12 protein-coding genes are annotated in these 15,098 nt (G+C 42.8%); 5 read left to right on the top strand and 7 right to left on the bottom strand.

The window, feature by feature from the left end; genetic code table 11:
- Position 1: 1 nt before the first annotated feature.
- From carA to gloB, 4 genes are all read right to left on the bottom strand, one after another.
- Complete coding sequence (carA, locus tag ICN28_RS08620; RefSeq protein WP_216287893.1) at positions 2–1,195, bottom strand: glutamine-hydrolyzing carbamoyl-phosphate synthase small subunit; 1,194 nt, start codon at positions 1,193–1,195, stop codon at positions 2–4.
- A 252-nt stretch (positions 1,196–1,447) separates the two neighbouring features.
- The gene (locus ICN28_RS08615) at positions 1,448–3,325 is read right to left on the bottom strand and encodes a propionate--CoA ligase (RefSeq protein WP_216287891.1); all 1,878 of its coding nucleotides are present in this window, start codon (positions 3,323–3,325) and stop codon (positions 1,448–1,450) included.
- Positions 3,326–3,461: 136 nt separating this feature from the next.
- A complete protein-coding gene (locus ICN28_RS08610) occupies positions 3,462–4,919 on the bottom strand; it encodes a transglycosylase SLT domain-containing protein (RefSeq protein WP_255536196.1) in 1,458 nt (485 codons plus the stop codon).
- Positions 4,919–5,740, bottom strand: a complete 822-nt coding sequence (gene gloB / locus ICN28_RS08605) for a hydroxyacylglutathione hydrolase (protein WP_216287890.1) — start codon at positions 5,738–5,740, stop codon at positions 4,919–4,921. The genes ICN28_RS08610 and gloB overlap by 1 nt, the downstream gene beginning before the upstream one ends.
- A 15-nt stretch (positions 5,741–5,755) precedes the next feature.
- Between gloB and ICN28_RS08600 the strand changes: the two genes are divergently transcribed.
- The 5 genes from ICN28_RS08600 to dnaQ all read left to right on the top strand — a co-directional run bounded on the left by ICN28_RS08600 (position 5,756) and on the right by dnaQ (position 12,257).
- Positions 5,756–6,577 (top strand): class I SAM-dependent methyltransferase, encoded by an 822-nt coding sequence (locus ICN28_RS08600; protein ID WP_216287889.1) that lies wholly within the window; start codon positions 5,756–5,758, stop codon positions 6,575–6,577.
- Entirely contained in the window at positions 6,574–7,053 is a 480-nt protein-coding gene (gene rnhA, locus ICN28_RS08595; protein ID WP_216287888.1) for a ribonuclease HI, read from the top strand. Before ICN28_RS08600 ends, rnhA begins: the two co-directional genes overlap by 4 nt.
- Positions 7,054–7,219: 166 nt before the next feature.
- Complete coding sequence (locus tag ICN28_RS08590) at positions 7,220–8,452, top strand: efflux RND transporter periplasmic adaptor subunit (RefSeq protein ID WP_216287882.1); 1,233 nt, start codon at positions 7,220–7,222, stop codon at positions 8,450–8,452.
- Entirely contained in the window at positions 8,449–11,547 is a 3,099-nt protein-coding gene (locus tag ICN28_RS08585) for an efflux RND transporter permease subunit (RefSeq protein WP_216287881.1), read from the top strand. Before ICN28_RS08590 ends, ICN28_RS08585 begins: the two co-directional genes overlap by 4 nt.
- 17 nt (positions 11,548–11,564) lie before the next feature.
- Positions 11,565–12,257 (top strand): DNA polymerase III subunit epsilon, encoded by a 693-nt coding sequence (gene dnaQ, locus ICN28_RS08580; RefSeq protein ID WP_216287880.1) that lies wholly within the window; start codon positions 11,565–11,567, stop codon positions 12,255–12,257.
- On the opposite strand, the gene ICN28_RS08575 is transcribed toward dnaQ, so the two are convergent.
- The 3 genes from ICN28_RS08575 to ICN28_RS08565 all read right to left on the bottom strand — a co-directional run bounded on the left by ICN28_RS08575 (position 12,254) and on the right by ICN28_RS08565 (position 14,988).
- Positions 12,254–12,619, bottom strand: a complete 366-nt coding sequence (locus ICN28_RS08575; protein ID WP_216287879.1) for a diacylglycerol kinase — start codon at positions 12,617–12,619, stop codon at positions 12,254–12,256. The two genes, dnaQ and ICN28_RS08575, sit on opposite strands and share 4 nt — an antisense overlap.
- A gap of 4 nt (positions 12,620–12,623) precedes the next feature.
- Positions 12,624–13,238, bottom strand: a complete 615-nt coding sequence (locus ICN28_RS08570; RefSeq protein WP_216287878.1) for a phosphatase PAP2 family protein — start codon at positions 13,236–13,238, stop codon at positions 12,624–12,626.
- 94 nt (positions 13,239–13,332) lie between these two features.
- Complete coding sequence (locus tag ICN28_RS08565; protein ID WP_216287877.1) at positions 13,333–14,988, bottom strand: phosphoethanolamine transferase; 1,656 nt, start codon at positions 14,986–14,988, stop codon at positions 13,333–13,335.
- Positions 14,989–15,098 lie beyond the last annotated feature (110 nt).

Below are 15,098 nucleotides of genomic sequence, written 5' to 3'. Positions count from 1 at the left end.
CTCACATCAATTTAATAAAGCGATCAAACAAGTACGCAATGTCATGCGGTCCTGGCGATGCCTCTGGGTGACCTTGGAAACAAAAAGCTGGCTTATCCGTCCAAGCCAGACCTTGCAATGAACCATCAAATAAAGACACATGGGTTGGTCTTACATTCGCTGGCAGAGTTGCTGCATCAACAGCAAACCCGTGGTTCTGAGATGTAATCACCACACGACCACTATCCAAATCTTTAACTGGATGGTTTGCGCCATGATGACCAAATTTCATTTTGAGAGTTTTAGCGCCTGCTGCTAAACCCATGATCTGATGACCCAAGCAAATACCAAACGTTGGCATCCCTTGATCAATAAATGATTTGGCTGCTGCAATCGCATAATCACAAGGCTCTGGATCTCCAGGGCCGTTAGAGAAAAAGACGCCATCAGGTTTTAGAGCCATGACATCTGTAGCAGATGTTTGAGCAGGGACAACTGTAATTTTGCAACCGCGCTCAGAAAGCATGCGAAGAATGTTGCGTTTTACACCGAAGTCATAAGCAACCACGTGTTTCAATGGCTTTTTAAGTTGGTTAAAGCCAGGCTTACCTTGATCCGCATTAAGACCCCACTCACCTTCAGTCCACTCGTAAGCAGTTTTCGTGGTGACAACTTTAGCTAAATCTAAACCGGCCATACCTGGGAAACCCTTGGCAGCAGCCAAGGCTTTTTCTGTAATTGCTTGCAATGAATCGCCCAACTTGCCAGCCACAATCGCACCTGGTTGAGCGCCTTTGTCTCGCAAAATACGTGTGAGCTTGCGTGTATCAATCCCTGCGATACCCACAATACCTTCACCACTTAAATAATCGCTGAGTGTTTTTTCAGAGCGGAAGTTAGATGCAATCAAAGACAAGTCTTTGATGATCAAACCAGCAGCATAAATTTTTCCAGACTCGCGGTCTTGATCATTGACGCCCACATTACCAATGTGTGGGTAAGTCAAAGTGACCAATTGATTGGTGTAACTAGGGTCTGTGAGGATTTCTTGATAACCCGTTAAAGCGGTATTAAAAACCACTTCACCGGCTGATTGGCCCACAGCGCCGATGCTATAACCTGGAAAGACTGTTCCATCGGCAAGAGCTAAAACTGCTGGGGATAAGGAAGGAATTAACGGTGGCAGCAAAGGTATTCTCCAAAGCCCTACTGCCATCCGACACACCCCTGACTCGGAAAAGACATCTCCTGTCAAAGTATTTTCGGGAGGTATATGTGTCTTTAAGCGCTAGGGCGGGTATCTATTAATTTAACTACTGAATTGTACCTTATTGGGCAGCGCTTATTGGGAAAACCCTTACTTTGATACCTAAAAGATCGCCAAAATAATAAGCACATTTACCATAAAAATCATATGCTTACAAATAATTAAGGGCTCCGTAGAGCCCTTAATCTGGTTGATGACCAATTACTTAGGAGCAAACAGGGCCTTAATGGCTTCCAATACGCTTTGATCATCCAAAGTGCTTAAGTCGCCAGGATCACGCCCCTCCGCCACAGCTTGGAGAGAACGACGCACAATCTTGCCAGAACGAGTTTTTGGCAAGGCTGTCACAACGTACACACGTGCAGGCCTTGCTACGGCGCCCAATTGAGAATCAACTGTTTTCAAGATTTCCGCTTCCAGAGTCGCGGTATTGTTAGCATCTTTAGGAATAGCAAATCCAATCGCCACCTGGCCCTTAAGTTTGTCTTCAATACCCACAACCGCTACTTCAGCCACATTCGGATGGCTAGAAATACTTTCTTCAATCTCTCGGGTTCCAAGACGATGGCCAGCGACGTTAATCACGTCATCGGTTCTACCTAAAATAAAGTAGTAACCATCTTTGTCTTTAATACCCCAGTCAAATGTGGAGTAAACCAATTTACCTGGAACAGTATTCCAATACGTTTTGACAAAGCGCTCATCATCACCCCAAACAGTTTGCATACAACCTGGGGGCAATGGGCCTTCAATCGCTACAACACCCTTTTGGTCAGGACCAAGCTCAGCCCCTGTTGCATCATCCAAGAGCTTCATGTTGTAACCGTAAACAGGTACTCCTGGAGAACCAAACTTATGCGGCATCACTTCAATGCCGCGTTGCAAGGCTAGCATTGGCCAGCCAGTTTCCGTTTGCCAATAGTTATCAACGATTGGTTTATTGATCGCGCCATGCAACCAAGTAGCAGTCGGCTCATCCAAAGGCTCACCTGCCAAGAAAACAGCGCGCAAACTAGAAATGTCGTATTTCGATAAAAATGCCGGATCTTGTTTTTTCAAGACACGCGCAGCTGTTGGGGCAGAGAACAGGATAGACACTTTGTATTGCTCTACCAACTTCCACCAAATACCTGCATCCGGACGTAATGGCGTACCTTCATACATGATGGTTGCCATGCCGTTGATCAATGGACCATAAATAATGTAGCTGTGACCCACCACCCACCCAATATCGGATGTGGTGAACATGGCTTCGCCAGGTTGGCCACCATAAATATTGCGCATCGATGACGCTAAGGCAACAGCATAGCCGCCCGTATCACGTTGCACTCCTTTTGGCTTACCAGTGGTGCCTGACGTGTAAAGAATATAAGACGGGTCGGTTGCGTCTAACCACTCGCATGGCACTTGCGCATCCATCACTTTGGCACGCTCCGTAGCGTAATCCAAATCACGACCTTCCACTTTGTTGTACTCAACCAATTGACGATCAATCAATAAAACTTTAGATGGCTTATGGGCCGCTAAAGTAATCGCTTCATCCAATAGAGGTTTATAAGGCACAGGCTTACCGCCGCGAGCACCCGCGTCGGCCAAGATCACCATTTTTGGTTTCGCATCATCGATACGAGAAGCCAAACTATGCGATGCAAATCCACCAAACACCACGGAGTGGATGGCGCCCAAGCGCACACAAGCCAACATCGCAAATGCTGCTTCCGCAATCATCGGCATATAAATTAGTACGCGATCACCCTTCACCACACCATGAGCTTTCAGAATGGCTGCCATTCTGTTGACTTCTGTATGAAGTTCCCTAAACGTATAGGTTTTTTCTTGATTAGTTTCAGTTGAAACAGCCACCAATGCCTGCTGATCTGGACGATCTTTTAAATGGCGATCCACTGCATTGTGACAAATGTTTGTTTTACCGCCCACATACCATTTGGCAAATGGTGGATTGCTGTAATCCAAAACCTGATCAAAAGGTTTTTGCCACTCAATCAATTCGGCTTGTTCAGCCCAAAAACCTTGTGGATCTTTTACAGAGCGCTCATGAAAAGCTTTGTAAGCGGACATACATTTCCCCCGATAACATGAAATATGATTTAATAATTTTGATAATCTTACTAGGATCAAATCTTAGTCTGACTAGCATCTGACAGCCTAGGGATTCACCCTAGGTTGAAGACATTAAGTCACCAATTTAATTGGTTTAATTCGCTTTTTTTGAATTTTCAGCCAGCTTTTTATCAGAGTTTGGCTTTTTGCTTGGCTTTTGATTGGATTTTTGAGAACTTGCTTTTGCAACAGTTTGTTTTTTCGAGTCGCTAGCGCTTGATTTTTTTGCTGTTGATTTTTTGGACGTTGATTTTTTTGCCGCGACAGTTTTCTTAATGTCTTTTTCAAGCATCAAAGAAGCATTATTGGCTAAATGAAGAGGCACATCAGAGTTTTTAGCCGACTTCGGAATGATCACTGTCGACCCGGGCTTGATTCTCATTCCTTTTGGAATTCCATTGACTTCACGTATTTGGTTAGCATCCACGCTTAAACGCTTTGCCAAATTATCAACCGTCTCTCGAGCCCCCAGTCGCACAGCAGTCCATGTCGATAGAGGTCCTTTATAGGCGTTCAGGTTTTCTTGAAAAGATTCTGCTCTACCAAACGGCAAAAGAATCTGAGGTTCACTGGCCCCCAAAATAACCGGCTTATTAAAGGATGGGTTCATCGCCTTAAACTCAGGAACAGTCATACGAGCAAATTCAGCAGCCAAATCAACATCAACATCTTTTGAAGTCGTTACCACCACAAAATAGGGGTGATTCTCTAAAACCGGAAGATTGAGACCATAGGATTTGGGATCATCGACGATTTTTTTAATGGCCAGTAACTTGGGCACATAGTTACGAGTCTCATCTGGCATTTTTAAACTTTGATAATCAGTTGGCAAATTCTTCGCCTGATTGCGCTTAATAGCTTTAGAAACATTACCTTCACCCCAGTTATAAGCAGCTAGTGCAAGCTCCCAGTCACCAAACATCTTATAAAGGCGTTGCAAGTAATCCAAAGCCGCATCGGTCGACTGGATGACATCGCGACGCTCATCCCGAAAGATGTTTTGAGATAACTGAAAATGTTTACCTGTTGCAGGCATAAATTGCCACATACCCGATGCTTTTGCACTTGAGAAGGCCTCAGGATTAAAGGCACTTTCAATAAAAGGGAGAAGCGCCAACTCCATCGGCATTTTGCGGCGCTCAACCTCTTCAACAATGTAAAACAAATATCTGGATGAACGAGACATCATTCGATCAACATAATCAGGGCGCTCCGAGTAATAACGAACATGCTTGATTACTAGAGGACTGTCTATACCGTCAAACTCAAAACCATCCCGAATACGGTCCCAAAGATTGTTATAAGGTGCACTTAAACTCCCAACCGAATCTTTATCGATATTGACGCGAGGAGCTCTGCTCGCTGACTTTCTAGATTTGCTAGATTTTGCCGTATCACTCGAACGTGCGCCCTGCCCAGACTCACTTGACCAATCACCCCCCATAGAGGCACAAGCGGTCAACGTCAGCGCAATACTCACAACGCCCCCCATGCGAATGAGGCGCCTTAAGAATCCAGTGGGTGGTGCTTGTAGTGATAACGTGCTTAGCATTATTTAAAAGTATCTTTCCAAGCTCTCAAGGCCGCAAAAACTTCTACAGGCTCCTGAATTTTTGAGGGACTGATAGAGAGGTGTTGTTTGACCGCATCCATCACAGCTATTGCGTCACACCTCAAAAAAGGATTAACGAGTTTCTCATGACCCATGGTTGTTGGCAGAGTTGACTTACCTACTTGTCTTAATGACTCCGCCTTTAATTTCCAACCCAACAGATCTTGATTTTTAGGTTCGACAGCTAGGGCGAATTTTATATTAGATAGTGTGTACTCATGCGCACAATGAACCAAGGTGTCATCCGGTAGATCTTTTAACTTATCAAGCGAGCCTAGCATTTGTGCTGGGGTGCCCTCAAATAGACGACCACAACCTGATGCAAATAAAGTATCGCCACAGAAAAGATGTTTTTGATCACCGATCTCTGCGTAATAAGCGATGTGCCCTGATGTATGCCCTGGAACATCTAAAACCCATAACAAGCATGCTGGACGTTCTAAGTGCACGCTATCGCCTTGCATTAGTGCATCATTTACAAGAGCAATATCTTCTGTTGCCGGCCCATAGACCGTTGGCATAGATTGACCTGACTGCTCTGCCCAAGTCAATAAATCAGCAACCCCGCCAACGTGGTCAGCATGATGATGGGTGATTAAAATAGCCTCTAGGGCTAATTGTTGATCTTTTAAATAGGCAATAACTGGTTCTGCGTCACCCGGGTCAACAACTACGGCACAATGGCTATCCGATAGTAACCAAATATAGTTATCGTCGTAAGCAGCAATTGCTTGAACTTTTATTGAATTTTTATTGGGCATCTCAACAAACAACCTATGAATCAAGCAAGGCCTGAACAAACGAAGCCATCATCTTGGTCATCCTGGGATGAATGGCTTAGCTCGCCCCCAGGACAATACGTCTTGAAGTGGCAACAGGCTCAATTTGACCACATTGTTAGTGATATTTTCGGATATCACGCCCTTCAAATTGGATTACCGCAACTTCAGGGTTTAAAAGAGAACCGTATGCCCTTGCAAATGATCTTGAGAGCCCCTCATGATCGCCCACATGAGCAGCATGCAGCAACTTGGCAAACCATCAGTGGTTTGCCGGATAAGCTCCCTTTCGCCAATCAAAGTATTGATCTGGTTTTACTGCCCCATGTGCTTGAATTTACAGATGATCCGCACAGCGTACTCCGTGAAGTTAACCGCATTCTGATGCCAGAGGGTCGTGTTGTCATCTCTGGATTCAATCCCGCCAGCTTATGGGGTTTAAGACAATATTGCAGTCACTTGATTGGCCAACCCTACCTTCCTAGAGAAGGTCAGTTCATCGATTTATTAAGAATCAAAGATTGGTTAAAGTTATTAGACTTTTCAGTCGACAGAGGTCGATTTGGCTGTTACCGTTTACCTCTAAGAAGTGAAGCAGGCATGTCTAAAATGGGCTTTCTAGAAAAAGCAGGCGACAGATGGTGGCCTGTTTTAGGATCTGTTTTTATGGTTTCTGCGATTAAGAGAGTTTCTACTTTGACGATGGTAGGAAGGATTGATCTCGGTAAACCTGCTAAAAATGCGCAACTCAATCCGGTGTCCAATCTGCAAGGTCACCCGCGCTCCTCCGGAATGGAAAAATTGGAAAGTACAGAATGAGTGAAACATCACAACCGGTTCAAGGTCGCGTCATTATTTACACAGATGGCGCTTGTAAAGGGAATCCTGGTCCTGGTGGCTGGGGCGTTGTTCTTAGATCCGGTGATAAAGAAAAGTTATTACACGGTGGAGAAACCCTGACAACCAATAACCGTATGGAAATGAAAGCGGTGATTGAGGCTCTAAAAGCGCTAAAAATGGCCTGCCATGTTTCCATTTATACCGACTCCAAGTATGTGATGCAGGGTGTCACCGAGTGGATGGGCGGCTGGAAAGCTCGGGGCTGGAAAACAGCCAGCAAAGATCCTGTTAAGAATGTCGACCTATGGCAGGAAATCGATAGCCTTTTAGGTCTTCATGAGATCAATTGGCACTGGGTCAAAGGTCACGCAGGACACCCGGGGAATGAATTAGCTGACGCCCTAGCCAATAAGGGCGTTGAAGAGCATTTAAAAGACCAAGCAGCTAAATTTTAAGAATCTGAACTCCAAAGCACAATTTACAAGCTCAAAAACATCATCACCATGCAGGCTGTTGGGCAATGGCGAGGGCTCCTGAGATATCAGCCGGCGACCCTTAAATGTGCGAAAATTGAACCAAAGACTATAAGGAGATAGCGGGTTCTCAAGAACCCCTTCAGGTATGCCATTTATTGAAAAATTAAAAGCTCGATTATTGGCTTGTAGCTGCCAAGTCATCACACAACTCACTCAATTGATTAAAAAAATTGATATCGTGAAGATTTATGCTTTTTGCATGCTCCATAAAAAGAAAATTATTGCGGGCATTGTCATTCTGTATGGTTTGAATTACGCCTACAACTACTTCTTCCCAGATACAGGCAAAAAAATGCCTCCTCAATTAGTGACAACAATATTAGTTGAGAAAAAAGATATTCCAGTGATCCTCGAAGCAACTGGCAATATCGTTGCTAAAAACATTGTTGATATCCGTCCTCAAACAACCAATGTGGTCAGCAAAATTCACATTAAAGAAGGTCAAGCAGTCAAAGCTGGCGACCTATTATTTACATTAGACGACCGAGCCAGCAAAGCCAACTTCGATAAAGCAAAAGCCTTGGCCGATGATGCAACTCGCCAATACAAACGCTCCTTAGAGCTGATTGAGAAAAAATTTATTTCCCAAGCAGCGGCTGATACATCAAAAGCAAATATGGAGTCAGCCAAAGCGAATGCTCGAGCAGCAGAAGTAGCACTGAGCTTTGACCACATCCGCTCACCGATCAATGGTCGCGCTGGCGTTATCAATGTTTTCGTTGGTAGCCTAGTTCAAGCAGGCACTAACGTATCGACAACCAGTAGCGCCACCTCAACCACGACAACTGGAGCGATGGCAACAATTACGCAGCTAGACCCAATCAATGTTCAATTTACGATTTCGGAAAAAGAAATACCATTAATTTTGGGGAAACGTGAAGAAGGCGATGATCTTAGCGTTAGCGTAGAAGTCAATGGCGCAGACAAACCCGTTGAAGGGAAAGTCTACGTAGTTGATAACCAAGTAGATCCTGCCATTGGTGCGGTTCGCGTTAAAGCAGAACTGAGCAACCAAGCAGGTCTTATGATCCCAGGTCAATTTGTCAGAATCAAACTCAAAGCAAAAACACTTAAAGATGCTTTGGTGATCCCAACTCATGCGGTTGTCACTAACACCAAAGGAGATTTTCTTTATGTTGTCGATAAAGAAAATAAAGTAGATTTAACTCCTATCAAAATCATTCACCAATACCTAGGTCAGAGCGTGATCAGCGGCGTCAATCTTGATGACAAGATTGTGGTTGAGGGCAAACAAAATTTAAGACCTAAAGGTCAAATTAGAGAAACCAAAAGCGCTGAGAAAGCTAAGAGCCAATGAACATCTCAGAATTATGTATACGCCGTCCAGTAATGACGGTTTTACTATCATTAGCTACAGTTGTTGCTGGAACAGTCGCTTATCTCAAAATACCAGTTGCTGCGTTACCAAGTTTTAATACCCCGGTTATTCAAGTCAGCGCCAACCTCCCGGGAGCAAGCCCCGAGAACATGGCTTCATCTGTTGCATTACCGCTTGAAAAAGAGTTTTCAACCATTGATGGTATCAAGGTGATTAGCTCAACTAATACCCTTGGTAGCTCCAGCATCACACTTGAGTTTAACAACGATCGCGATATTGATAAAGCTTCGGTAGATGTTCAAGCTGCACTTTTGCGCGCACAAAAACGCTTACCCATTGAGATGACTAATCCGCCATCGTATCGGAAAGTTAATCCGGCAGATGCGCCTGTGCTGATTATGACTATGACATCTCCATCCATGGATCTGTCGCAAATCAGTGACTATGCAGAGAATTTAATCTCCCCAACCCTATCAACTATTGATGGTGTAGCTCAGGTTTTAGTCTATGGTCAAAAACGTTATGCCGTTAGAGTAGGAGTTAACCCATCTCTTTTAGCTTCTAAAAACTTGACCATTGATGATATTGCTAAAGCCATTAATGCAGCCAATTCGAACACACCCGTAGGTCTTTTAGATGGCCCTCGCCAGCAACTCACCATCTATGCCAATCCTCAAATAGTCAAAGCAAGCGAATATGCTAACTTAGTCATCGCACAACGAAATGGCTTACCTATCAAACTAAAGGATGTGGCTGATGTTCAAGAGAGCTATGAATCCGTAAAAACTTTAGCTGCATTTAATGGCGAACGCTCTATTGCACTCGCCATTCTCCGTCAACCTACTGCTAACTCTGTCAAGGTTGTTGATGCTGTTCAGGAAATGATTCCTAACTTCCAAAAACAAATACCGGCATCTATTGAATTTAATTTTGTCATTGATCGCTCCAAATCTATTCGCGAATCAATTCACGATGTGAACCTCACCCTATTACTCACCATTGGTTTGGTCGTAATGGTCATTTTCCTATTTTTAAAACATCTTTCTGCCACAATTATTCCGGCTCTGAGTTTGCCAATTTCATTAATTGGCGCATTCTCCATCATGTATTGGATGGGTTACAGCTTAGATAATATTTCCTTACTGGGTATTACGATTGCGGTAGGTCTTGTTGTTGACGATGCCATCGTCGTCTTAGAAAATATCATGCGCCATATTGAAAAAGGCGTAGACCCACTCAAGGCAGCTCTTATTGGCAGCCGAGAAGTTGGCTTCACTATCGTTTCAATCTCAATCTCATTGGTTGCTGTTTTTATTCCCATCTTTTTTATGCCAGGCCCTATTGGACTTGTCTTTAGAGAGTTTGCTGTCGTAGTGTCATTGTCAATTTTGGTGTCTGCAGTTGTATCTTTAACACTAGTTCCGATGCTATGCAGTCGTTTTTTACCGAAAGCTCATACAACCCCTAAAGAGTACCCCATCACCCTCCAATTTGATCATTACTTCAATAAAGTTATCGCCACCTATGAAACAGCATTAGATTGGGCGCTTAACAATCAACGCCTGGTTTTGCAAGGCTCTATTGCAACATTCATCATCACGATTGCTTTATTTGTCTGGAGCCCCAAAGGCTTCTTCCCTGAAGAGGATACTGGTCAGATTTTTGTCACAACAGAAGCAGCTGAGGATGTCTCTTTTAATGAGCTAGTCAAGCTACAAGCACAAGCAGCTGAAATTGTGCGCAACAACGTTCATATTGAAGGACTTGTTTCAGTTATCGGTGGCGGTGTTATCTCAGGATCTAATTCAGGTCGCATGTTTGTCAACCTGAAGCCGCGAAGTGAACGCGGCAATATGAAACAGGTCTTAGAAAGTTTGCGTAAAGATCTAAAAGATATTCCAGGATTTGCAGTTTATTTGCGCCCAATTCAGAACCTTCAATTAGGCGGCAAAGTAACAAAAAGTCGTTACCAGTTCATCCTGCAAAGTGTAGGCTTTGAAGGAATCAATGAATGGTCTAACAAAGTGACTGAAAAAATGAGAGCTGATCCAACTATCTTCAAAGATATCACGACAGACTCACAACTAAAAGGTCTTCAAGCTCAAATTGATATTGATCGTGAAAAAGCAGCCAGTGCAGGCGTATCAATCGCCGACATTCGTAACGCCCTTTATTCTGCTTATGGTGAAAGACAAGTCTCCACAATCTACACCAGCGTCAATACTTATCAAGTCATCCTTCAGGCTGCTGACGAGTTCAAGCAGTATGAAACTGACTTAAACGGCATTTACGTTAGAGGCAGAACAAGTGACAAATTAGTTCCTCTATCCAGTGTTGCCAGCTTTAGAAGAACTATTGGCCCGACGGCAGTTAACCACCAAGGTCAGGTACCAGCAGTCACAATTTCATTTAACTTAGCCCCCGATGTCGCGCTTGGTGATGCCACCAAAAAACTAGAGCAGTACGTTAAAGAATTGAAATTGCCACCTTCTATCATTACAAGTTACGGTGGCGATGCGGCGGTGTTTCAAAGCGGCCAATCCAGTCAAGTTATTTTATTGCTAGCTGCAGTTCTAGTTATTTACGTTTTATTGGGTGTTCTTTATGAGAGTTATATTCATCCATTAACAATCTTGGCAGGCTTGCCCTCTGCAGCCATTGGCGCATTAATCTTCTTAAGATTATTTAACTTAGAGCTCACCATTGTTGCAACTATTGGCATCCTACTTCTCATTGGTATTGTCAAAAAGAATGCGATTCTTATGATTGACTTTGCGCTGGAAGTTCAACGCCATCAAAACATGAGTCCACGCGAAGCCATTCGATCAGCGTGTTTACTCCGATTTAGACCCATCATGATGACGACTTTTGCCGCTTTAATGGGAGCCCTTCCAATCGCCCTAGGTCTTGGCGCAGGGGCTGAGTTAAGGCAACCCTTAGGTATCGCTGTAGTTGGCGGCTTATTGGTTTCTCAAGTGGTTACGCTTCTGATCACACCTGTTATTTATCTATATCTGGATAAATATAGTGGCACTGGCCCAATGGAAATCCCAGCAGAAATACTAAAAGATTAAGAAAGTTACCATTTACTATGCGTCAAATTATTCTCGATACGGAAACTACTGGCTTAAATCCACTCACCGGTGATCGTGTGATTGAGATCGGTTGTCTAGAAATGATTGATCGTCGTTTAACAGGCGCTAAGCTTCACCACTACATCAATCCACAGCGCGATATTGATCCGGGTGCTGTAGCAGTTCATGGTCTAACGGTTGAATTTTTATCAGACAAACCTGTGTTTGCCGATGTGGCTGATGAAATCATCAGCTTCCTTACAGGTGCTGAAGTGATTATTCATAACGCACCTTTTGACGTTGGATTTTTAGATGCTGAATTCAGTCTTTTAAAACGCGGAAAAATGACTGATCACACAGAAGCAGTGATCGACACCCTAAAGAATGCTCGTGAAATGTTCCCCGGCAGAAGAAATTCATTGGATGCTCTCTGTGAGAGATTTGGCATCAGCAATGAACATCGCACACTGCACGGCGCTCTGCTCGATGCTGAGCTATTGGCCGAAGTTTATCTAGCGATGACTCGAGGTCAAGAAGATTTCCTAATGGATGAAAGCCATGCAGATAGTGCCAGCGCTCAAGCCAAAAGAAAACCGCTACCCACTAGCCTAACGATTCAATTAGCGAGCATTGATGAGAAAGAAGCCCATGAGGCTTATTTAGAGGGTCTTGCGAAAGCAGCTAAAAAACCAGCGGTTTGGAATAACTAAGACAGCAAAATAAGCCAAACAAAAATAAAATTAATCATTGCCAAAAGTACTGCCCCACTACCAACATCCTTGACTACTTTTGATAGAGGATGTTGTTCAGTAGATATACGATCAATTGTCTTCTCGATAGCTGTATTAAGCAATTCAATCATGATGACGAGGAGACCGCTCGATATCATCAAGATCTGATCAACTTTAGACTGGCCCAGATAAATAGCTCCCACAATCACGAATGGCATTAGGTAACACTCAATCCGAATAGCCTCTTCTGAGCGCCAAGCAAACAAAAAACCTTCAATCGAATACTTCAAAGTATTAAAAATGCGTCGCTGGATGAGATTGGTAATTTTTTTTACTGGCATTGAGTCAATTTGATCGTCTTTTTTTAAGGGTTAGCTCGTTGTCTGGCATCAGCTTAAACATCAACGCCAATACTAAACTGATTGCCCAAGAGAACCAAGCTGTCCATAAAACATGAGAAATAAAATGGGCACCCTGCATCATTCTAGAAACACCCAAGATCAAGCCTAAAAGAATGGCTAAGGAAAAAATGATTTTCGCAAGTTTGGGATAAATAAACCATAAAGCCATTGCCCAGGCAAACCACATAAAGCCACCAGCAGCATGCCCTGCTGGGAAACATTGACCTGTGCCAAACTGACTTAAATGAGTTTCAAACAGACCTGCGTAAGGCACACTGCCACCATAGACATCTAGACTCCATGGGCAGTGCTTATTGGTTAAGTGCTTTAAAAGAGCCACTAAAGCAGGAATCAAGATAACCCCTAAAGAACCTACCCACACATGGCGAGCTGTTAATAAGGTCTTACCTACTTTTAGAGTCCAAATCGCAAATATGATGGATCCCACTCCCAGGGCATACATCGCAGTCTTCATGCCGTGATGCATCACCTGAGTCATGAAGGGGTGATTCCTTAAACCAAATTCTTTTAAGTCTGGGTTGTAGAAAAAATTATTCAACCAAAAATCAATACTTGTTAATTCGAATATAGTTAATAGAACGAGTGCCGCAATAATTAAAATCTGAAATTGCCTGAATAGAAAACTCGAATATTTAACCATGGCACTTTTCAGTTAAATCAAAACTTCTCTGATATACGCTTGTTTTAATATCAAACATGCCTAAAACAGTGTGGAATAAATTGTCATGATGAGCAGGTTTCTTACTTAGCTCAGCCACACAATCATCAATCTTAGGATGATCTAATTTGTAGTTATCGGATAACCACATAAAAAATGGCACTTGAGTTTGATTTTTAGGTGCAATTGAATACGGCAAACCATGCAGATAAATGCCATTCTCACCCAAAGATTCACCGTGATCCGACATATAAATCAATGAAGTAGATTTATCTTTGTGTTTTTTTAGTTGATCAATCGTTTTTGATAGGAATGCGTCCGTGTATCTCACACTATTGTCATAAGCATTAACTATCTCTTGCTGCGAACATTTTGATAAGTCTGATGTATGACAAGCCGGTTGATAATTATCAAACTCTTTAGGGTATCTTGCATGATAAGCAGGGCCGTGATTACCCAACTGATGCAACACAATGACTTGATTGCTCGCATTATGATCGATTTGCCACTCAAGACTATCCAACAAGGCATTGTCGTAACAGCCCCCATCAAAACAATTTTGTGTTGCTGCATGGAGTTTTGCATCTATAAAACCAAGACCCGCACAAACTCCTTTACATCCAGATTGGTTATCAATCCACGTCACTCCAAATCCAACTTTATTGACGACATGAAGTAATGACTCGCTAGATCTAATTTTTTTCTCATCATAATGATGCCTGCCTTCTTGAGAGAACATACAAGGAACTGAGGTGTCTGTATTAGTGCCACAACTTGTAGCATATGGAAAACTATGTATCTTTTGCATCGCAAGTAATGGCGTGGTATTGCGCTCATATCCTGAAAGCCCCCAATTAGCAGCTCGCACAGTTTCACCCACAACAATGACTAATATCTCGGGCTTCTTGGTGATTGAAACATAATCTCTTGCAGCATCATCGCCAACTTTCTTGACTTGTTGATTGACTTCAGCAGTGCTTTGTAAAGCAATCTTGGCAGATGAAAATAAAAAGCTAGTCGGCAATACAAGATGCCTGATTTCTTTATGATTTCTCATGGTTGATGAGAAATTTTTAAATTGCGACAGCAAAGAGCCTAAGGCCAACACCAAAACTATGACAGTAAGTGCCAATTTTTTAGTAATTGTCTTTAAAGCACTGCTGGTTTTAATCTTTAGAAAAATTATTGCAATAATAGGCAAGGTCGCATATTTCAGAAAATGAAATAGCATTGAACTAGTCAATAATTCTTTTGCTTCAGCTGGATTAGTCGTAAATATATTGCGAAGCATGGTGGTATCAAAATGAACGCCATAGGCTTCAGCATAAAAATCTGCCAATACAGTCGCCACCACCAACAGAATAGCAAGCCACTTGCTGAGCCTGCCCCACAACATTAAATTGATAATTAAAAACTGTAATGCTGTTACCGCTACATATACAGACCAGAAAAAAGCCCAACGAGAAGTGGCGGTCCCAGTCTGAGTTTTTAATAACTCATTCCAAAGGATGTCATTCAAAAAGAATGAAAAATAAACACTTAAACCAAAGGCAAGCAACTCAGGGCTTATCTTCCAAGAAAAGATACCTAAAAACGCTCGTGTTGATGAAGGACTAGTTTTAATTTGCATCTGCCGATAATACAGTCGGTTTATTAACTAGGAATTAAGGTTTTATTAAGAATAAATATTTATTAACCTATGAAAAATGGAATCTATATAGATTCCATAGGTATCATTGA

Origin of the sequence: Polynucleobacter sp. 30F-ANTBAC (assembly GCF_018882385.1) — a bacterium.
In the GTDB taxonomy this organism is placed as follows: domain Bacteria; phylum Pseudomonadota; class Gammaproteobacteria; order Burkholderiales; family Burkholderiaceae; genus Polynucleobacter.
This window is presented reverse-complemented; position numbering and strand designations above follow the sequence as displayed.